At 67.1% G+C, this 18999-nt stretch carries 18 protein-coding genes; 4 read left to right on the top strand and 14 right to left on the bottom strand.

Annotated features, from left to right (window positions below):
* Nucleotides 1–169 precede the first annotated feature (169 nt).
* Nucleotides 170–2272 (top strand): YhgE/Pip domain-containing protein, encoded by a 2103-nt coding sequence (locus tag GD627_RS02980; RefSeq protein ID WP_152271289.1) that lies wholly within the window; start codon nucleotides 170–172, stop codon nucleotides 2270–2272.
* A 108-nt stretch (nucleotides 2273–2380) separates the two neighbouring features.
* Here GD627_RS02980 and GD627_RS02975 read toward each other — a convergent pair whose 3' ends face one another.
* The 4 genes from GD627_RS02975 to GD627_RS02960 all read right to left on the bottom strand — a co-directional run bounded on the left by GD627_RS02975 (nucleotide 2381) and on the right by GD627_RS02960 (nucleotide 5666).
* Nucleotides 2381–3136, bottom strand: a complete 756-nt coding sequence (locus GD627_RS02975; protein WP_152271288.1) for an IclR family transcriptional regulator — start codon at nucleotides 3134–3136, stop codon at nucleotides 2381–2383.
* An 80-nt stretch (nucleotides 3137–3216) separates the two neighbouring features.
* A complete protein-coding gene (locus GD627_RS02970) occupies nucleotides 3217–3852 on the bottom strand; it encodes a dihydrofolate reductase family protein (protein WP_194265941.1) in 636 nt (211 codons plus the stop codon).
* Between the two features lie 107 nt (nucleotides 3853–3959).
* Nucleotides 3960–4508, bottom strand: coding sequence for a thioesterase family protein (locus tag GD627_RS02965; protein WP_146360526.1), 549 nt, complete (start codon nucleotides 4506–4508; stop codon nucleotides 3960–3962).
* A 60-nt stretch (nucleotides 4509–4568) separates the two neighbouring features.
* Nucleotides 4569–5666 carry an NAD(P)-dependent alcohol dehydrogenase gene (locus GD627_RS02960; RefSeq protein ID WP_152271286.1) on the bottom strand — a complete coding sequence of 366 codons (1098 nt, stop codon included), beginning with the start codon at nucleotides 5664–5666 and terminating at the stop codon, nucleotides 4569–4571.
* Between the two features lie 87 nt (nucleotides 5667–5753).
* On the opposite strand from GD627_RS02960, the gene GD627_RS02955 reads away from it, so the two are divergent.
* Nucleotides 5754–6050, top strand: coding sequence for an EthD family reductase (locus GD627_RS02955; RefSeq protein ID WP_152271285.1), 297 nt, complete (start codon nucleotides 5754–5756; stop codon nucleotides 6048–6050).
* A gap of 39 nt (nucleotides 6051–6089) precedes the next feature.
* On the opposite strand, the gene GD627_RS02950 is transcribed toward GD627_RS02955, so the two are convergent.
* The 6 genes from GD627_RS02950 to GD627_RS16555 form a co-directional block, all read right to left on the bottom strand.
* Nucleotides 6090–6767, bottom strand: coding sequence for a DUF6308 family protein (locus tag GD627_RS02950; RefSeq protein WP_152271284.1), 678 nt, complete (start codon nucleotides 6765–6767; stop codon nucleotides 6090–6092).
* A gap of 10 nt (nucleotides 6768–6777) precedes the next feature.
* On the bottom strand, nucleotides 6778–7779 hold the full coding sequence (locus GD627_RS02945) for a glycine betaine ABC transporter substrate-binding protein (RefSeq protein ID WP_152271283.1): 1002 nt from the start codon (nucleotides 7777–7779) through the stop codon (nucleotides 6778–6780).
* Entirely contained in the window at nucleotides 7779–8558 is a 780-nt protein-coding gene (locus GD627_RS02940; protein WP_152271282.1) for an ABC transporter permease, read from the bottom strand. Before GD627_RS02940 ends, GD627_RS02945 begins: the two co-directional genes overlap by 1 nt.
* On the bottom strand, nucleotides 8555–9832 hold the full coding sequence (locus GD627_RS02935; protein ID WP_425481875.1) for an ABC transporter ATP-binding protein: 1278 nt from the start codon (nucleotides 9830–9832) through the stop codon (nucleotides 8555–8557). Before GD627_RS02935 ends, GD627_RS02940 begins: the two co-directional genes overlap by 4 nt.
* A complete protein-coding gene (locus GD627_RS02930) occupies nucleotides 9825–10466 on the bottom strand; it encodes an ABC transporter permease (RefSeq protein WP_146360516.1) in 642 nt (213 codons plus the stop codon). The genes GD627_RS02935 and GD627_RS02930 overlap by 8 nt, the downstream gene beginning before the upstream one ends.
* A gap of 501 nt (nucleotides 10467–10967) precedes the next feature.
* Complete coding sequence (locus GD627_RS16555) at nucleotides 10968–11345, bottom strand: hypothetical protein (protein ID WP_194265940.1); 378 nt, start codon at nucleotides 11343–11345, stop codon at nucleotides 10968–10970.
* A 97-nt stretch (nucleotides 11346–11442) separates the two neighbouring features.
* Between GD627_RS16555 and GD627_RS02925 the strand changes: the two genes are divergently transcribed.
* Nucleotides 11443–12630 (top strand): acyl-CoA dehydrogenase family protein, encoded by a 1188-nt coding sequence (locus tag GD627_RS02925; protein WP_194265939.1) that lies wholly within the window; start codon nucleotides 11443–11445, stop codon nucleotides 12628–12630.
* Nucleotides 12631–12671: 41 nt separating this feature from the next.
* The gene (locus tag GD627_RS02920; RefSeq protein ID WP_152271280.1) at nucleotides 12672–13325 is read left to right on the top strand and encodes a nuclear transport factor 2 family protein; all 654 of its coding nucleotides are present in this window, start codon (nucleotides 12672–12674) and stop codon (nucleotides 13323–13325) included.
* A 79-nt stretch (nucleotides 13326–13404) separates the two neighbouring features.
* Here GD627_RS02920 and GD627_RS02915 read toward each other — a convergent pair whose 3' ends face one another.
* From GD627_RS02915 to GD627_RS02900, 4 genes are read right to left on the bottom strand one after another with little or no spacing between them, the layout of a single operon-like run.
* Complete coding sequence (locus GD627_RS02915) at nucleotides 13405–14625, bottom strand: acetyl-CoA C-acetyltransferase (RefSeq protein WP_246165278.1); 1221 nt, start codon at nucleotides 14623–14625, stop codon at nucleotides 13405–13407.
* Nucleotides 14622–16199 carry a bifunctional 3-(3-hydroxy-phenyl)propionate/3-hydroxycinnamic acid hydroxylase gene (locus tag GD627_RS02910; protein ID WP_152271279.1) on the bottom strand — a complete coding sequence of 526 codons (1578 nt, stop codon included), beginning with the start codon at nucleotides 16197–16199 and terminating at the stop codon, nucleotides 14622–14624. Before GD627_RS02910 ends, GD627_RS02915 begins: the two co-directional genes overlap by 4 nt.
* Nucleotides 16196–18151, bottom strand: a complete 1956-nt coding sequence (locus GD627_RS02905; protein ID WP_210250445.1) for an acetoacetate--CoA ligase — start codon at nucleotides 18149–18151, stop codon at nucleotides 16196–16198. The genes GD627_RS02910 and GD627_RS02905 overlap by 4 nt, the downstream gene beginning before the upstream one ends.
* Nucleotides 18148–18999, bottom strand: a complete 852-nt coding sequence (locus GD627_RS02900; protein WP_152271277.1) for a fumarylacetoacetate hydrolase family protein — start codon at nucleotides 18997–18999, stop codon at nucleotides 18148–18150. Before GD627_RS02900 ends, GD627_RS02905 begins: the two co-directional genes overlap by 4 nt.

The raw sequence follows: 18999 nt of genomic DNA, 5'->3' as shown, positions 1-18999 counted from the left end.
CCCGCGGGTAGCTTAGATGTAACAGACATCACACTTCCCATTGGCCGGGCAGCGTCTCTATGTGGTGACGCATTCGGCCAAACAGCACCCGGCGCAGGTTACGCCCTCAGGCGTAGGAATTGCCGCGCAGTCAGTCTCAACCCAGTAAGAAGCAGAAAAAGGATATTCAATGACGAGTTCCACGTCCGGGCGCACCACTAGCCGCCCGCATACACTTTTAACCGTACTTTTGGCGTTGTTCCTCATCCTCTTGCTTGCCTTCTTCGTGCTCTTCACGGGCAAGGTTGCCAGCGGAGCAACGGAGCTCAGCGACGGCGCCGAGCGCGCGTCCACGGGCGCAGGCGACCTGCAGGCAGGCGCCGATAAGGCCAAGGCAGGCGCCGACAAGGTCGCTGCCGGAACCAAGAAGGTTGACGACGGCGCCAACACGCTGACCAAGGGCATCTCCACCGCCAAGACCGGCGTCACCACCCTGAAGGACGGGGCCACCACCCTGGATGAAGGAGCCCTCAAGCTCCTCACCGGTGCCGAGGCCGCCAACGAGGGTGCCAATAAGCTGGCTGCCGGCGCCTCCACCGCCAACAGCGGCGCAGTCCAGCTGCTCACCGGCGCCAACAGCGCCTCCGAGGGTGCAGGCAAGCTGGCCGCCGGAGCCACCACCGCCAACAACGGCGCGAAGGAACTCACGGCCGGTGCCAAGAGCGCGGCCGACGGCGCAGGCAAGCTCGCCGCCGGAGCCACCACCGCCAACAACGGTGCCACGGAACTCTCCACCGGCGCCAAGAGCGCGGCGGAGGGCGCGAACAAGGTTGCCGCCGGGAATAAGGACGCCAACGCGGGCGCCAAGCAACTCTCCACCGGCGCCAAGAGTGCATCCGATGGAGCCAAGCAAGTGGCCGCCGGCGCCGCGGACGCCAAGGACGGTTCAGCCGCCCTTGCGGCCGGAGCCAATGACCTTTACACGAAAATGAAGCCCCTCGCCGACGGTGCGCCCGGCCTGGCCGGCGGCGCACAGCAGGTTGCGGGCGGCATCGCCCAGGCCGCTCCGGGCGCAGCGGCCGTCAACGGCGGGGTGCTGCAGATCAACGCGGGCATCAACGGCGTGCAGGAGGGCCAGAGCGAATCAGTGGCCAGCCAGATCAAGGCGGACCTCGTCCCCTACGGCCCGACCGGTGAGTCCGCAGGCGCTGCTGAGCTCGAAGCCGCTGCTGATCAGCTTCAACTGCTGATTGGCCAGGAAAAGGCCGACCGTCTGCGCTTGGCTGCTGCCAAGCTCGAGGGTCTGGAACGCCTGGTTGCCGGGATCGACATTGGCCTGCAGGGCAACGGAACCGCAGAAGCACCCGGACTTATTTACGGTGCCGGCGCCGTGTCCAACGGTCTCGCCCAGCTCAATAACGAGGCTGCGGCACCGGCCCTGGCCGCCGGTGCCGCCTCCGCCGCCGATGGCATCGAACAGCTCTACGCCGGGGCCGGCACGCTTTCTGCCGGCGCCACGAAGCTCGACAAGGGCCTGGAGACCTTGAAGCAGGGCTCAGCGGCCCTGTCCGAAGGCAACGCCGCACTCGCCGACGGGGCAGGGGCACTCGCCTCGGGACTGGGTGAACTCGAAGCCGGGTCCAAGGATCTCGCGGCCGGCAACGGCAAGCTCGCCGTCGGCGCAGGCAGTCTCGCCACCGGGCTGAACACGCTGAACACCGGGGCGTCCACTCTCGCCGAGGGCAACGGCAAGCTCGCCGTTGGTGCGGGCAGCCTCACCACCGGCCTCGGCACCCTGGAGGGCGGCGCATACACGCTGGCCGAAGGTAACGGCAAGCTTGCTGCCGGTGCCGGCAGCCTGGCCACCGGCCTGACCACCCTGGAGACCGGCGCATACACGCTGGCCGACGGCAACTACAAGATCTACGACGGCACCATCAGCCTCTCCGAAGGCACCGGCCGCCTGGTCACGGGCACCAAGTCCCTGGACGAGGGCATGGTCAAGCTCAACGACGGCGGCAAGACCCTCACCACCGGAACCAAGGACCTGAAGGAAGGCGCTACTGAACTGGCCGACGGCAACGGCGAGCTGGCCGAAGGCAGCAAGACCCTGGCTGACGGCAACGGCAAGATCTCCGAAGGTGCCGACACCATGCGGGCCAGCACCACGGCCCTGACTCCGGGGGAGATCATGACGTCCCCGAAGATCCTGGCCGTACTGATCCCGCTGCTCCTGCTGCTGGTACCGATCGGCATGCTGATTGCCGGCACCCGCCGCGGAACCCAGCGCTAAGGCACCACCGCACTACTACATCACATCGCATCACTGCTGAAAGGGCAGGTACCGCAGCCGCGGTACCTGCCCTTTTCCGTGCCCGGGAACCAACCCCGCAGGACGGCCCTAGCGGTTCAACTCGGCGGAGATCTCCTCCACGGCCGCACGCAGCAGAGGCACCGCACGCTCCGCAAACGCCTCATCCACGCGTGAGATAGGTCCGGAGACGGAGACGGCGGCAGGCGTGGGTGCGTTCGGGACGGCCATGGCGAAGCAGCGCACCCCGAGTTCCTGTTCCTGCTCGTCCACGGAGTACCCGCGTTCCCGGATCCCGCCCAGATCCGCCAGGAGGGCCTCGGTGCTGCCCAGGCTCCGCCCGGTGGGGGTGGGCATCCCGGCCCGGCCCACAATGCCGCGGACCTGCTCATCCGGCAGCTGCGCCAGGATGGCCTTGCCGACGCCGGTGTCATGGGTATGCACCCGGCGCCCCACTTCGGTAAACATCCGCATGGAGTGCCGGGACGGTACCTGGGCTATGTAAACCACCATGTCGGCGTCGAGCACCGCCATGTTGGAGGTCTCGCCCAGCTCGTCCGCGAGGCTTTTGAGCTGGGGCATCGCCAACGCACCCAACTGCTGATTGGCGCCTTCTCCGAGGCGGATGAGCTTCGGGCCAAGGGCATAGCGCCGGTTGGGCAGCTGCCGCGCATATCCCAGGCCAACCAGCGTGCGGAGCAGCCGGTGGATGGTCGGCAGGGGAAGCTCGGCTGAGGCAGCCAGTTCACTTAGCGTGACCGCACCGCCTGCGTCGGCAATCCGTTCCAGCAGTTCAAAAACCCGTTCCACCGACTGCACGCCGGATCCCGCGGCCCGCTCAGCCATCCTTGCCCCTCCCCGACGCTTTGCCCACACTTTATCGCAGGGCGGAAACTTTTTTCCCGGCGGAGGTGGCTGAGACGCCTTCAGAGAGAGAATTCAGATCCGGCGTCGGAAACCGGCCCGGCCGGCAGCACCTTCGGATGCAGCGTCACCGAGATAGCTCCGGCCCGGGTGGTCTGCGGCCGGGAGATGCTGTACGAGGCAGCCTCCCGGATGTCTTCGAAGAGGCGCTTGCCCCGGCCCACCACCACCGGAAAAATCAGCAGCCGGTACGCATCCACAAGCCCCGCCGCAGCCAGCGCCTGAACCAGCTGGTAACTGCCGTGCACCTGCACTTCGCCGCCGGGCAGCGACTTCACCCGTTCCACGCTGGACACCAGCTCCCCGTGGAGCAAATGGGTATTGTGCCAGGGCACGGGGGGCATCGTCGTGGAGACCAGGTACTTCGGCAGTCCGTTGAGGGCCCGGGCAATGAAGTCCCCGGGGTCGTTGGCTTCCTCCCAATACGGCTGCATCATGTCGTACGTATGCCGTCCCAGCAGCAGGGCATCCGCCATGCCGTACCATTCCGACACAATCTGCTCCAGGTCCGGATCGGCATGCGGGGTCAGCCAGCCGCCCCCGGTGAAACCGCCGGAGGGGTCCTCCTCCACGCTGCCCGGCGCCTGCATCACGCCGTTCAGGGTCAGGAAAGTATTGACCGTCAGCTTCACGAGCATCCCTGTCCCTAGGCCACCCTTGCTCATTCAAGGTTCGGCCCGGCGCCCGGGGGTGTCAACGGTTCCGAGCCCCCGGGCGGTGTGACGGCGCAGTGCGGTGACGCTGCCTAGGCCCAGGTGTGCGGGGCGGGACGGCGGGTGCTCGGCAGCGCCACGGCAGCTCGCCACTCCGTGATCCATTCCGGCAGTTCCATGTCTGCCGGGGGGACGGCGTTCACGGCTTCGAAAATCTCCGCGTTGCTGACCGGCCCCTGCTTGGAAACGAAGCGGGTGCCGATGACGGCGCTCGCATAGATCTCGCCGTCGGCCACCATCCGCTGCTCCAGGTACACGGCTTTGTCGTCAAAGCCGATGATTTTGGTTTCGATACTGTACTTCTGGTGCAGCTGCAGGGACTTGCGGAAGCTGATCGTCTCGTTGTTGACCACCGGTCCCCAGCCGCGCTTTTTCATCAGGTCCCACATGCCGCTGCGGACCAGCAGGTCGAAACGGCCCAGGTCCATCAGCGAGAGGTACATCCCGTTGTTCAGGTGCTTCGCAAAGTCGATGTCGGTCACCAGCACCGTCATGGGCACCGAGGAGGTGTCGAAGAAACCGAGCTTGGCGCGGCGGCGGGCACGGAACAGGATGAGGATGGTGCGCAGTATCAGGTGCATGGCCGCTATATTACCGCTCAGTAACTTGGTGTCGAGGCGACACGGCCGGACCGCGGGCCGTCAGCGCCACGGCTGGACCATGGCCTTCAGTGCACCCGGTTCGCGCCCGGCGTCGAGCGCTTCCCGCACCTCGCCGAGCCCGAATTCGTGGGTGACCAGCACATCCAGGTCCACTTTGCCCTCGGCCACGAGCGAGATGGCCGTCGGCCAGGTGTTGGCATAGCGGAAAACGCCGGTGAGCCAGATTTCGCGGTTCTGGATCACGCCGACCGGCAGCTCCACGTCCTCGGCGCCCATGCCCACCAGCACGGCCCGTCCGCCCGGGGCCACGGCCCGGATGCCGGCGCGGACGGCACTGGGCGCACCGGAAGCGTCAATGAATGCGTCCACTTCCAGTCCGTCCACCGGCTGGGAGGCATGCAGGGTGTGCGTGGCCCCGTGCAGGGCGGCGAAGTCCAGCCGGTCCTGTGCAATGTCGCTTATGTAAACGGCGCTGGCTCCAAAGGCGCGGGCCACCTGGGCAACAATCACCCCGATCGGTCCGGCGCCGGCCACCAGCACCCGCTGCCCGGGACCGACGCCGGCCTTCCGGCAGGCCCAGATGCCCACCGACAGCGGTTCCAACAGGGCCGCGGCCTCGTCCGAAACGGTGTCCGGTACGGGGTGGGCGAAATCGGCCTCGATGGTGACATATTCAGCGAACGCTCCGTCGACCGGAGGCGTGGCGTAGAAGGCCATGTCGGGGCAGAGATTGTAGCGGCCCTGCCTGCACTGGTCGCAGCGGCGGCAGGGCTTCTGCGGCTCAATCGAGACACGCTGGCCTATCCGTGCCGGATCCACGGCGGCTCCGACGGCGGCAATGGTCCCGGACGCTTCGTGGCCGAGCACCAGCGGCTGCTCCACCACGAACGCTCCGATCCGGCCGTGCCGGTAATAGTGCACGTCGCTGCCGCACACACCGACGGCGGCCACCCGCACCAGCACCTCGTGCGGCCCCGGCAGCGGGAGCGGACGTTCCTCGACGGAAAGCCCGTTGGGAGCCCCGTGCCCTGCTTCTCCGGGTGCGGCCCCGGATTCGGGAACACGGAGGACGGACACGCGCATGACAGGGGGCAGGGCCGGGGCGGACGCCGGGGCTGCAGAGCTGGAAAGGACCATAACAGGACCCTAGCCCGGCACGCCCGGACTGTCTCCCTCCGCGCGCCACCCTGTCCCGGCGTCGTTGGCCGCGCTACCCTGCCCCGCATGCAGACCCTTGTTGTCCTTTACGGACACCCGCTGGACCATGACGCATTTCGGCATCATTTCACTACCGTCCATTTGCCGCTGGCACGCAACATTCCCGGCATACGCAATTATCGGCATTCCCACCAGCTCACCGGAACCGAAGGCACGGCGCCGTACTTCGCACTGTTTGAGGCGGATTTCGACGACGAACGGGCTATGCGGGAGGCCATGACCACCGCCGAGGGCCAGCTGGCCAACGCGGACATCCCCCACTTTGCCTCCGGCGGGGTGACGGTGTTCACCTACCGGCGCTAACCGGCGCCGCAGCTCCGGGTTACTCCCCGCAGCTCCGGCTCACTCCCCGCCGCTCCGGTAGCTGCGCTGCTTAGCGTCCATCCACAGGACAACATCCATGGCCCGCAGGGCGGAGACCGGGGACGGCAGGCCCGCAGCCGCCTGAACGGCATCCAGGCGGCGCGCCAGGGCGCCGCCGTCGGCAGTGAGGAGCCGGTGCCATTCCGCCCAGTAGGTCAGCGAGCTGGTCAGGTCCGCTGCCCGGGTCAGCGCGGGGTCCCAGATGGGAATCAGCCGGGGACGTTTGCGGGCCAGCAGCTTGCTGGTTTTTGCGGCCCCCATTCTCCACTGCCCGCCCGCATATCCGCGGACCACGTCCCACAGCTGCCAGGCAGCACTGTCCTTGCCGTACAGCTGCGCGAAGTCCCGGGGAGTCACGTCCGCCATGTCCAGATCCGCGGGGATGGATTCAAGCAGAGCGGCGATGGCGGCAGCATGGGTGCCCAGCAGCCCGAGGGCCGCCGGGCCCTTGAGGTCCTCACCGAGGAGCGTGATCGCCACCAGGTCGTCGGCGGTCAGCCGGTTCACGGCGTCGGGGGTAGCTCCTCCGCCGGCCCAGGTGTCGAAGTACGCTCCGGTGCGGACGCGCCCCGAGGTCAGTTTCCGCGTGTAGTAGCTCCGCAGGAGCCCGGCGGCCTGCTGTTCGCGCCCAGGGTCAAGGATGGCTGGCAGGTCCACGGGTTCCACCTCACTCGGGTACGGTAATCAGGCCCTTCCCGACCATCCAGTCGAAGGCCACGTCGGCAGGCTCCTGGCCGTTGACATCCACGGCAAGGTTCATCTTCCGCAGTTCCTCATCCGTAAGCAACGGGGACACCTGCGCGAAGATGTCCGCCAGCACCGGATACTCCAACAGCACCTCCGTGTTGAAGACCGGTGCGGCGTTGTACGCCGGGAAGTAGGACCGGTCATCCTCCAGCACGGTCAACCCGAGCGAATCAATCCGTCCGTCGGTGGCGAAGACCTCACCGAAGTTGCACTCTCCGGCGTCCGTGGCCGAATACACGGCACCGGTGTCGTAGATCCCGATGTTGGCGTCCGGCACCCCGTCAGGGGTGCCGCGCGGCATGCCGTACTTCTCCAGCATGGGATTCATGCCATCCGGCCGGGAATTGAATTCGGCTTCCAGGCAGAAGGTCCGTTCCTCCACCGGCAGGCGGGCAATGTCGGAAATGCTCTTCACGCCCAGTTCCTCCGCCGCTTCGCTCCGGATTGCCATCGCGTAGGTGTTGTTCAGCGGTGCCGGGTCGCCCCACGTCACCCCGTTGGCCAGATCCGCATCATGCACGGCCTGCCATTGTTCCTGCTTGTCGGGGATGCCTTCGCTCTGGCCCAGATAGGCAATCCATCCGGTGCCGGTGTACTCCCACGTCATTCCGGCCTGTCCGGAGAGGAGCAGCTCACGGGCCGGCTGGCTGCCGGGAACGTTGGTCAGGTCGGTGACGTCGAAGCCGGCGACCTTCGTGGTCAGCACCGCGATCTTGCCCAGGACGAGCTGCTCGGTGAAGTTCTTGCTCGTCACGGTGAGTTTGGCGTCCTCCGGCAGGTCCTCAACCGGCCGGATCAGGCCGGGCTCGGCCTCGGGCACATAGGAATCGGCAGGCTGGAGCCCGCAGCCCGAAAACAGCAGGGCGCCGGCGGCGGCGGCTGCGGCAGCCAGACGGACCCGTGCATTTGCCGGCTTGTTCATCAGAGTCCCTTCGGCCGGGCAACGTGCTCGACGACACGGCCGATCCAGTCGACCACCAGGGCCAGCAACGCCACCAGCAGGGCGCCGGCAACCAGCACGGTGGTCAGGTTCAGGTTCACGCCGGTGGTGATGAGGATGCCGAGGCCGCCGCCGTTGACGAACGTGGCCAGTGTGGCGGTGCCCACCAGGAGCACCAGGGCGGTCCGCACACCGGAGAGCATCACGGGCACCGCGAGGGGCAGTTCCAGCCGGAACAGCACGCCGGTGGAACTCATGCCGACGCCGCGGCCGGCCTCGACAATGCGCGGGTCCACCTGCTGCAGCCCCACCATCGTGTTCCGCATGACCGGCAGCAGGGCGTAGACCACCAGGGCGGTGATGGCTGCCCGGAAGCCGAAGCCGAGCCAGAAGGCCAGCAGCACCAGCAGGCCGATGGCCGGCGCGGCCTGGCCGATGTTGGCCACTGCCATGATCGTGCCCGTGTACCGGCGCATCGGTCCGCGGGTCAGCAGCACGCCGAGCGGAATGGCGATCACCAGCACTATCACCGCGGCCACACCGGTGAGCAGCAGGTGCTGCACTGTGTAGTCCCAGAGCGCGGCGGGGGCGAGGGTGGTGCGTTCGGTGGCGCTGAGCTCGGCGGTGTTCAGCCAGAGCACCAGGAGCCCGAAGGCCACCGCGATGCCTGCCAGCTGCAGCAGCAGCGGCCGCCATGACGTCGGACCGGCGCCGCTCTCGGCTTCGACCCTCGCCTGCGCGGCGGACTGGACCGTGCTCATCGCGTCCCCTGTCCGGCGGGCGCGGCGTCGCCCTCCACCGGGGCGGAGGCTCCGTCGCTGCGTTCAATCACGCCGCTGTTGATGCCGACGGGAGCACTCGAGGAGCCCTGCTGCGCGGCGTCGTTCGCGGCCGTGATCGCTTCCATCACGGTCTGGACGGTGACCATCCCGAGGAACCGGTCCCGGGGGCCGGTGACCAGTGCCGCGCCGGTGCTGGAGACCAGCATGGTGTCCAGGGCGTCATTCAGGGTGGCCTGGTTGCCGATCACCGGCAGCTTCGGGTCAACGGCGTCCGTGTGCCGGTCCAGGCGTGCCAGCTGGCGGCGGGAGAGCCACTGGATGGGCCGGCCGCGTTCGTCCAGCACCACGGCGTTCTGCCCGCCCTCGCCCTGCAGCCGGGAGAGGGTGTCGCTCGCAAGGTCGCCGGCGTTGGCGGTAACCGGCATCACCAGGTCCACCTCGTTGACGCGGGTCAGGGTGAGCTGTTTCAGGCCCGCGCCGGAGCCGATGAAGTTCTCCACGAACTCGTTGGCGGGGTTGGCGAGGATCCGTTCCGGCGAGTCATACTGCACCAGCTGGGCACCTTCATCGAAGATGGCGATCCAGTCTCCGAGCTTCACTGCCTCGTCAAAGTCGTGGGTCACGCAGACGATGGTCTTGTGCAGTTCGGACTGGATGTGCAGCAGCTCGTCCTGCAGCCGCTGGCGGGTGATCGGATCCACGGCGCCGAACGGTTCATCCATAAGCAGCACCGGCGGATCGGCAGCCAGGGCGCGGGCGACCCCCACGCGCTGCTGCTGACCGCCGGACAGCTCCTTCGGGTAGCGGTCCCGGTACAGGGCCGGGTTGAGGGAAACCAGTTCAAGCAGCTCGTCCACGCGTGCCTGGATGCGGGCCTTGTCCCAGTTGAGCATCTTGGGCACGACGGCGATGTTCGCCGCGACGGTCATGTGCGGAAACAGCCCGCCGGCCTGGATGACGTAGCCGATCCCGCGGCGCAGCTGGTCGCCGTCGATCCCGGTGACATCATCGCCGTCAAGGATGATCCGCCCGCTGGTGGGTTCGATGAGCCGGTTGATCATCTTCAGCGTGGTGGTTTTGCCGCAGCCCGACGGGCCCACCAGCATCACGATGCTGCCCCGCGGGATTTCCATGGTTAGTCCGCCGACCGCGGGCCTCGTCTGTCCCGGGAAACGCTTGGTGACGTCGTCGAGCATGATGCCGGTGGCGGTGGTGGTCTTGGCGCCGTTGGTTATGGATTCAGTCTCAGACACGGATACCTCGCGGGGTTGTGAGCCGGCCGAGGCCGACCAGGAGAAGGTCAAGGAGCAGAGCCAGCAGAATGACGCCGACGACGCCGACCACTACGGATTCGAGGGAGTTGGCGCCGCCCAGGCGGGACAGGCCGGTGAAAATGAAGCCGCCCAGTCCCGGGCCGAGGGCATAGGCCGCAATGGCGGCGATGCCCATCACCATCTGCGCGGACACGCGGACTCCGGCGAGGATGACAGGCCAGGCCAGCGGCAGTTCGATGCGCAGCAGCGTGCGCAGCCGGCTCATCCCGATGCCACGGGCAGACTCGACCACGGTCGGGGAAATCCCGGACAGGCCCACTACTGCGTTACGCAGGATGGGCAGGGTGGCATAAAACGCCACAACGATGACGGCCGGCACTGCACCGAAGCCGAAGGGCGCGATCAGCAGGCCGATCAGGGCGAAGGACGGCAGCGTCAGGCCCACCGCGGAAACGCCGTTGGCCAGTCCGCTGAGGGTTTTGCTGCGGTACACCAGGGCTGCGATGACCACGGCAATGACCGTGGCCAGGATCAGGCACTGAACAACTAGGCTGAAGTGCTGCCATCCGGCGAACAGGATCTGCTGATACCGGTCCGCCACGAATTCCCACACATCAAGACCTCTTCACTTTGGTTACGTATGTCCGGTCGATGCCCGGCCTCACTGGGCTTCCGGGCGAAAACTACCAAGCAACCTTACCGTTACCTACTTCACATTAAGCGCCGAAAAGGCCCCAACCGGAACAACGTGACGCTTTCGCAACGGTTCCGGGCCGGGGTTTTCCGGGGCACCGAAGGGCGTGCGGGGATGGGATTCGGGGCTGCTTCCGAGGGTTCGCGGCTGAGGAAGGCTTCGAGGCTCGGACCGTGTGGGGCTCATATTCCGGGGCGACTCGACTTCTGCGCGGCTGGGATGTTCTGCGGGAAACAGGGACTCCTGTCCCTTCAGAGCGCAGCAGATACCCTCTAACCGGCCGGCAGGCAGCGCCTACTGCACCATGAACCTGCGGTGCGGCATCTACTGAGCAGATAACGGTGCTCAGCAGAATCCGGTGAGCAGATAGCGGGGTTATTCCGCGGGGATAAGCCCGTTACCTGCTCAGTAGATGAGTGTTCAGGGCCAAGCCTCTTCGCCCTCCGCCGACGGGGGCTGGAGTCCCTCGCCGCCGGTGCCGTGCATCAACATGACCATGGTCAGGTCACGGAACCGGGGAACCCGCATGACCTTCCCCCTCCCGCCCTCCGGCCCCTCCTGCTGCCTCAGCGGCGCTGGGCACTTGGAGGAACCGATCAACGAGCGCGATGACAGGAAGGCCCCACTAAAGCGTTCCCTCCACTTTTCAGTACGGGACAGTTTCCGGAGGTTTTTCAGCTCCGCCCCCAGCGCCTTCCAGGCACCGGTGGACCAGAGCGCCCACAGCACCGGCGGAGACGGGAAGAACAGCTGGGCACGCCCCGCATCCCCGTTTGGTTTGCCGGAAGACGGCGACATTAATGCGCGAAGCTCAGCGGCGGAAGACGATTGTGCAACACTGAACTGGTACGTACAGTATAGTTCGGTTATTACGTCACCCACGAGAGGTATACCGATGTCGACGACGACAACGACCGCCCCCACAGCAAGCGAGCTCATCGCCCGCGCGGAAAAGCTGGTCCCGCTGTTGCGGGAGCGTGCATCCGCGGCCGAGAACCTCCGGCGGCAGCCCGAGGAGACCATCGAGGATTTCAGCTCGGCCGGATTCTTCACAGCGATGGTGCCCGCTGAACACGGAGGCTCCGCACTCGGCCTTAGCGAGTTCGCAGACCTCGTCCGTGTCCTTTCGCGGGGCGATGCCTCCGCCGGCTGGATTGCCGCATTCCTCATCTCGCACTCAACCCTCCTCTACCGCTACGGCGCGCAGGCACAGGGTGAGTTCTTCGCGGACAAGCCGTACGGACTCACTGTCGCAGCTGCGGGCCCGCCCGGAGCCGCAGCCCCGGTGGAGGGCGGCTATACCGTCTCCGGCACCTGGCGCTTCGGCTCCGGTGTTCTCCACGCCGAGTGGGCCGCGCTCAGTGCAATGTCCCCCGATGGTCCTCTCAGCGTTGTGGTGCCCGTCAGTGAGACCGAGATCGTCGACACCTGGCACGTGCCCGGAATGAAGGCAACGGGCTCCAACGACATCAAGGTGGAGGGACTCTTTGTTCCGCGCCACCGCACGGTTTCCTTCCCCGTGTACTCGTCCGAGCACAACGAGGGTGCGGCCCTGACTGAATACCCGCTCATCGGCTACCCCATGAACCGCACGCTCAACCTCATCCATTCCGCCGTCGCCATCGGCACCGCCGACGCCGCCCTTGAGCTCTTCGCGGCCGGCGTCGGCAAGCGGGTCCGGATGCAGACCCGGCAGAAGCAGATCGACGAGCCGATCACCCGCCAGACCTACGGCAAGGCATGGGACCTCGTCCAGGTCGCGGGTCTCCAGCTGCATGACGCGCTTGCGCACACCGACCGGGTTTACGGCAGGGACTCGGCCGGTCCCGCGACGCTCGCGGATCGTGCCCGCATCAATCTGGGGCTGACTGGATCCGGGCAGAAAGCGTTCCAGGCCGTCGACCTCGTGGTGCGGGCAGCCGGTGCCTCCATCTTCCGCACCGGGGACCCCCTGGAACGGATCGTCCGGGACACGCAGGTCATGCGCAATCACGCCGCCGTCGACTTCGAGACCATGGCATCGGTCGCGGGCGGCGCGCTGCTCGGCGTTGGTATCGGCGACTACGCCGAGCCCATGTTCTAAGTCGCTCCGACTGCCCACCATTTACTGAAAAGGAAGACCGCATGACCGACATTGCTGCACTTGAACGCCGGATTTCCCGCACCGAGGCCTACATCGAGATCTCGAACATCATGGGAAGGATTGAGTTCCTCCACTCCGCCTATGCGAACGAACCGATTGTGCCGTACTTCAGCACCCGGCCCGACACCGTAATCGAACTCCCGTTCGGCCGCTACACCGGTTCCGACGCCGCGCAGCGCTGCTTCGTCGGCGCTCTCGACGAAGGCCTGCCGCCCCGCGACCTCAGCGGTGAGTACGTTGAGCACCTCCTGTCCACACCCGTCATCGAGGTTGCTGACGACCTCGAAACGGCGAAGGCCGCCTGGATCACGCCGGGCGCCGAGGCGCACCACCTCGGATGGGTCGAGGGCAATCCTCTCCACGGGTTCTGGTACTGGGGCCGTTACCACCTGGTCTTCCGCAAGGAGGAGGGCGCCTGGAAGATCTGGAAGTACCGGAACTCCCTCACATTTGTTGCCGACTACTACAAGAGCTTCACGGACGGCAGCCTCCCCCGGCCGCCCGCCCCGATTGGAAACGGCGGACCGGACAGCGCTCCGCGGTTCCAGGTTGAGTACACCCCGTCGTGGGATCCCAAGGAACTCGTGCACGCGCCCGAGCCCTATGCCACGTTCGTCGATGAGGACGAGTTCTAAGCACGCAGGAACAAAGCGCCAGGAACAACGGAAAAGCGGCCGGGTGATCGAATCACCCGGCCGCTTTCCGTTCTGCCGATCAGCTGAGGCGCTCCAGCACGATCGCCATTCCCTGCCCGCCGCCCACGCACAGCGTGGCCATGCCAAGCGTCTTGTCCCCGGCCGACAGCCCGTTGATCAGCGTGCCGATGAGGCGGGTGCCTGTCGCACCGAACGGATGCCCGATGGCAATTGCCCCGCCGTGCGTGTTGAGCTGACGGTCCACGTCAATCCCGAGCTCCCGCGCAGAAGCCACAACCTGGACGGCGAATGCCTCGTTGATTTCGATGAGGTCGAGGTCAGGGATGGTCAGGCCGGCCCGACGCAGCGCCCGCCGCGACGATTCCACGGGCCCGAGCCCCATGATCTCCGGCGACAGACCCGAGACGGCGGTCGAGACGATGCGCGCCAGGGGCTGCAGACCGTGCGCCTTCGCGTACCGTCCGGAGACGACCACTGCGGCGGATGCACCGTCATTCAGCGGACAGGCGTTGCCTGCCGTGACCGTTCCGACGGGCGAGAACACGGGCTTGAGTTCGGCCAGCGCCTCAGCCGTGGTCCCCGGGCGGAGCGAGTCGTCCTGGTCGAAGACCGATCCGTCCGGCCGTACCACGGGCACGATTTCACGCGCCAGGTAGCCGCTGGCCTGCGCTTCGGCCGCCAGATGCTGCGAGCGTGCGGCGAAGGCGTCCTGCTCCGCGCGGCTGACGCCGGTCAGCCGCGCCACGTACTCCGCCGTGTGGCCCATTTGGATATAGGCGTCGGGCATTTCCCCCTCGGCACGTGGGTCATGCCACGGCTCCCCCGACAGCATCGCCTGCGCGGTGCGTTCGGCGGCGGCGTCGAACGCGGCGTTGCCGGCCCCGGCAGGCGGGGCGGCGTGTGATGTCGACTCGGTGCCTCCGACGAGGAACGCGTCTCCCTCCCCGGCTTTGATGGCATGGAAGGCCATCCGGGTGGTTTGGATCGAGGAGGCACAGAAGCGGTTCACAGTGGTGCCCGGCAGCGTGTCGTAATTGAGCAGCGTCGCCACGACGCGGGCCATGTTGAAACCCTGCTCGCCGTCGGGGGCCGCCGTGCCGAGCATCAGGTCGTCGACGTCGTCGATGGACAATCCTGGTACACGGTCGATGACGCCGGCGAAGACCTGGCGGGCCAGTTCATCGCCGCGCACATCTGCGAGGCCGCCCTTGCGGGCACGTCCGATGGCTGTACGGGCAATGGAGACAATGACGGCGTCGTTGTCGGTGAGCATGGTCATGCGGATTCCCCCAGCTGGGTTGTTTCAAGGGCGGCCATGAGGTTTATGGCGTCGTCAACGGTCTTTGCGGAGGCGAACCCATGGAAGTCCGGACGGTAGACGACGGCCACGGCCGAGTCGAAGACCTCCCCGTACCGGCCGTCGACGTCGCTGCCGCTGTGGCGGTTGCGGGCCGCGGTATCGGCGGGCATGACCTCGATGACCTTGCACGGGAATCCGGCGGGCCTGGCCGCGCGGATACGCTCCGCATCGTCCTCGCTCACCACGCGCCCGTCGACGAAGGCCACGAACTCACCCCAGGTAATCCGGTCTGCGGCCGTCTCGCTGCCGTCGAGGCCGCGCAGCCGTCCCTGCACGCCGATTCGGCCGGCGACCGGATCGGACCCGGGCGCACCGCCGGGGAAGAAGCCCGGACCGAGGATTTCCGGGGGCATGGGAGGAAGGGCATTCCACGGGAAGGGCCCGGTGCTGAGGAAGTGCGCGTCCCGCGCCTCAACCTTGGCGGGGGCGGTCTCGCAGATCATCCGCCCAAGTTCCAGCGACATCATCAGCGCATGCTGGACGTGTGCACCCCGCTCGCTCCCGTAGGTGTCGAGCAGGCCAAGCGGCGCGACTCCGCTCAGCACGTGGTCAATCTTCCACACAAGGTTCGCAACATCACGGACGCCCGAGACCATGCCGCGGCCGAAGAAGGGCGGCATCTGGTGCGCGGCATCGCCGGCGACGAACACGCGTCCGCGGCTCCATTCGGTGACGCACCGCGCGTGGAACGTGTACATCGCCAGACGCTCAAGGTCCGCGTTCCCAGGGTCCACCCCCCAGGGTGCGACGAGTTCCCAGGCGTTTCCGGTGCTCGTGAATGCCGCGGCGTCCTCCCCCGGCATCAGCATGAATTCGAAGCGGCGGCGGCCAGGACCGCCGGAGACAACAGATGTGGGACGCAGCGGGTCGCAGATCTGGCCGTTCTCGGGTGTCCATGCACGCTCGGCCATCTGGAGATCCATCACCAGCCAGTCCGAGCTGAAGTCCAGATCCGTCATTGCCAGCCCGGCGAGTTCCCGCACGGCTGAGTTGGCGCCGTCGCATCCCACCAGGAATGCGGCCCGGACGGTGGTCTTGCCGGCGGGTCCGTCAATGAACGCCGACACCCCCTCGGCGTCCTGGTCAAACCCGGTCAGCGCGGTCCCCCAGCGAATCTCGAGCCCTTCGGCCGCTTCCTGGTGCCTGCGCAGCGCGGCTTCGAGGTCCGGCTGGGCGAACATCGTGGACTCCGGCCAGCCCTGCGGCCCGTCCAGGGGTGCGGGGAAGGTCAGCAGCAGCTGCCGATCGGCAGTCAGCCAGTCATAGCTCAGGGCAGGCTCGCTGAACGTGGCCTGCTCCTCGGCGTCCAGGCCCACTCCGGCCAGGAAGCGGTTGACGTCCGGATCGTAGTGGACGGCCCGGGGCAGAGAATACGGCTCGCGGTGCTGCTCAACGGCCAGCACCCGGTACCCGCGCTGTGCAAGGTAGAGCGAGGTCAGTTGCCCAACCACACCCTGCCCCACTACAAGCACATCGACATCGTTGTCGCTCATTTGGCTTTGATTCCATTCTCTTCGTTGAACACCCGGGCCCGCTGGACGAACCAGTCGACCGTCTCCGGGTTCTGCAGCGATCCGCGGTTGACCGCCTTGGCCTGGTCATGCCCCAGGAACACCTTTTTCAGGGGCACCTCGATCCGCTTACCGGAGTACGTGACGGGGATGCCCGGCGCGGCCTCGATGGCGTCGGGAACGTGCCGCGCCGTCGCCCGGGAACGGATGGCGGTCCGGATCCGCGCCACCAGGTCGTCGCTGAGTTCGACGCCGTCGGCCAGTTCGACGAACAGCGGCATCCAGTACCGCCCGCCCGGCATTTCGATCCCCAGAACGACGCCGTTACGCACCTCGTCCAGGGTCTGCAGCGCGGCGTAGATCTCCGCGCTGCCCAGCCGCACGCCGTCGCGGTTAAGCGTCGCGTCGGATCTTCCATGCACCACCACGCCTCCGCGCGGGGTGCGGCTGATCCAGTCGCCGTGCGTCCAGACGGCGGGATCGGCCTCGAAGTACGCTGCGCGGTACTTGGCGCCATCCTCATCGCCCCAGAAGCGGACCGGCATCGACGGCATCGGCCCGGTCAGCACGAGCTCGCCCACTTCGTCGTCGGCCGCCTCCCGGCCGTCCTCGGCGCGGACCTGGACGGGAGTTCCGAGCGTCGGGCCCTGCAGTTCGCCGAGGTGCACGCGCTGCCAGGGGTTGCCCCCGATGAAACCGCTGCAGATATCGGTACCGCCGGAATCACTGGAGAGATGGACGTCGGCCTTGACTGCCGCGTGAACCCAGCGCCAGGTCGAGGGGGCGAGAACCGAGCCCGTTGACATGATCGTGCCCAGGCCGGAGAGGTCGTAGCGGTCCCCCGGACGCAGACCGGACTTCTCCACCAGGGCAAGATATGCCGCGCCGGTCGCGAGCATCGTCGCCTGCGTCTCCGCGACGAGGGCAAACTGGCGGTCGGCATCCGGCCACATGGACGCACCGGGGAAGGTAACCACGGACGCCCCGACGCTGAGCGTGTTCGGCAGGGTGTTCCACACCATCCAGGAGGTGTTCGCTGCGGTGAAGTAGCGATCGCCCGGACCAAGGTCGAACTGCAGCCCGATTCCCTTGGCGGATTCGAGCAGCATTCCGCCGTGTCCGTGCACGATTCCCTTCGGGACGCCGGTGGTTCCGGAGGAGAAGAGAACCCACAAGGGGTGGTCGAACGGGAGGCGCCGGTAGTCCGCAGGTGCGGGCGGCAAGGCATCGAGGTCGTCGAGGTACACGACGTCGGTCACCGTGGGCAGCGCGGAACCAACCGAGTCCACCAGCGGCCGGGAGTCGACCGCACGGCCCTTGAACGTGTAGCCGGAGAAACCCAGCAGCACGCGGGGCTCCAGCGGTGCGAGCCTGTCGACGATGGCGGGTTTGGCGAAGTCGGGGGAGCACACGGACCAGATGGCGCCGAGGGATGCGGCCGCGAGCATCGCAGCGATCGCCTCGGGGATGTTCGGAAAGACCCCCGCGACGACGTCGCCCTGCCCGACGCCGAGGCCGCGCAGGCGGGCGGCGAGGGCGGCGACGCGATCCCGGAGCCCGGCCCAGGTCCACTCGCTGCGCCCGTCCTCGGACAGTCCGACGATTGCCACCTCATCCGGCCGTGCGTCCGCATGCCGCAGGACGTTCTCGGCATAGTTCAGCCGGGCCTCCGGGTACCAGACCGCGCCGGGCATGCGGCGCTCCGACAGGGCAGGTCCCACCAGCCCGTCACCTATCAGGCCCGCATGCTCACGGACGAGATCCCAGAAGGCCCCGGGCTCCTCGACCGACCACCGCCAGAAGGCAGGGTAGTCATCGAGGAGCACGCCGTGGCGTTCGAGGGCGAGCTCACGGAGCGCCCACAGCTGGGTGTTCCGGATGCTTTCCTCGGTGGGCGCCCAGGTGACTTCGGGCGCCTCGGACGTCTGAGTCACGATGCCGCGGTGAACTCGTTCGTGAACGAGCCGAAGCCGTCGAGGGTGCTGGTGAGGCGATAGCCCGGCCGCATCAGGATCCCGCGCGAAAGTCCCACGCCCGCCGGCGTGCCCGTGAAGATAATGTCCCCGGGCAGCAGCGTCACAATCTGTGAGAGCCGGTGGATGCTCTCGTCAATCGGAAAGAACAGCTGATCCGTGTCGCCGTCCTGAACGGTGATCGCCTCTTCCCCCGGGCGCTCGAGCACCGCGTGGAACGAGATGGAGTCACGGTTCGGGAATTCGTCCGGTGTGACCACGTACGGTCCAAACGGTCCGAAATTCGGGAACGATTTGCCCATCGAGAACTGCGGCACGGGGGGACGGCGCTGTACCGTGCGCTCCGAGTAGTCCTGGCCGACGGCGATGCCGGCCACGTGCTGCCACGCATCGGCCTTCCCGATCCGGTGGCCTTCCTTACCGATAACCACGACAATCTCGGTTTCGTAATCGACGTCGTCGCTCGGCAGTTCGACCTGCACGTTGGGCGCTGCGAGGCTGGAGCGGAACTTCGTGAAGACGATCAGTTCCTCGGGTGCCGGGATGTTGGCCTCCGCGGCGTGGTCCTTGTAGTTCACGCCGATGGCAAGCACCTGCGGCGGCCGCGGGACCGGGATGCCGAGATCGGCCGGCTCGAAGGGCACACCAGCAGGCAGGGCGGCCTCGGCCGCCCAGGCGGAGAAGTCACTCCAGCGCTCGTAGACATCCATCGGGTCAGGGCCGAAAGCGCCGTCGGAGGCTTTGGCAATGTCGACTGCTCCCCCCTCGGTCACGAGGGAGGCACGGCCGTTCAGGTTGGCAATACGCAT

Origin of the sequence: Arthrobacter yangruifuii (assembly GCF_009192775.1) — a bacterium.
GTDB classification, from domain to species: Bacteria; Actinomycetota; Actinomycetes; order Actinomycetales; family Micrococcaceae; genus Arthrobacter_B; species Arthrobacter_B yangruifuii.
The sequence above is the reverse complement of the archived record's forward strand: the minus strand, read 5'-3'. Positions and strand labels throughout refer to the sequence as shown.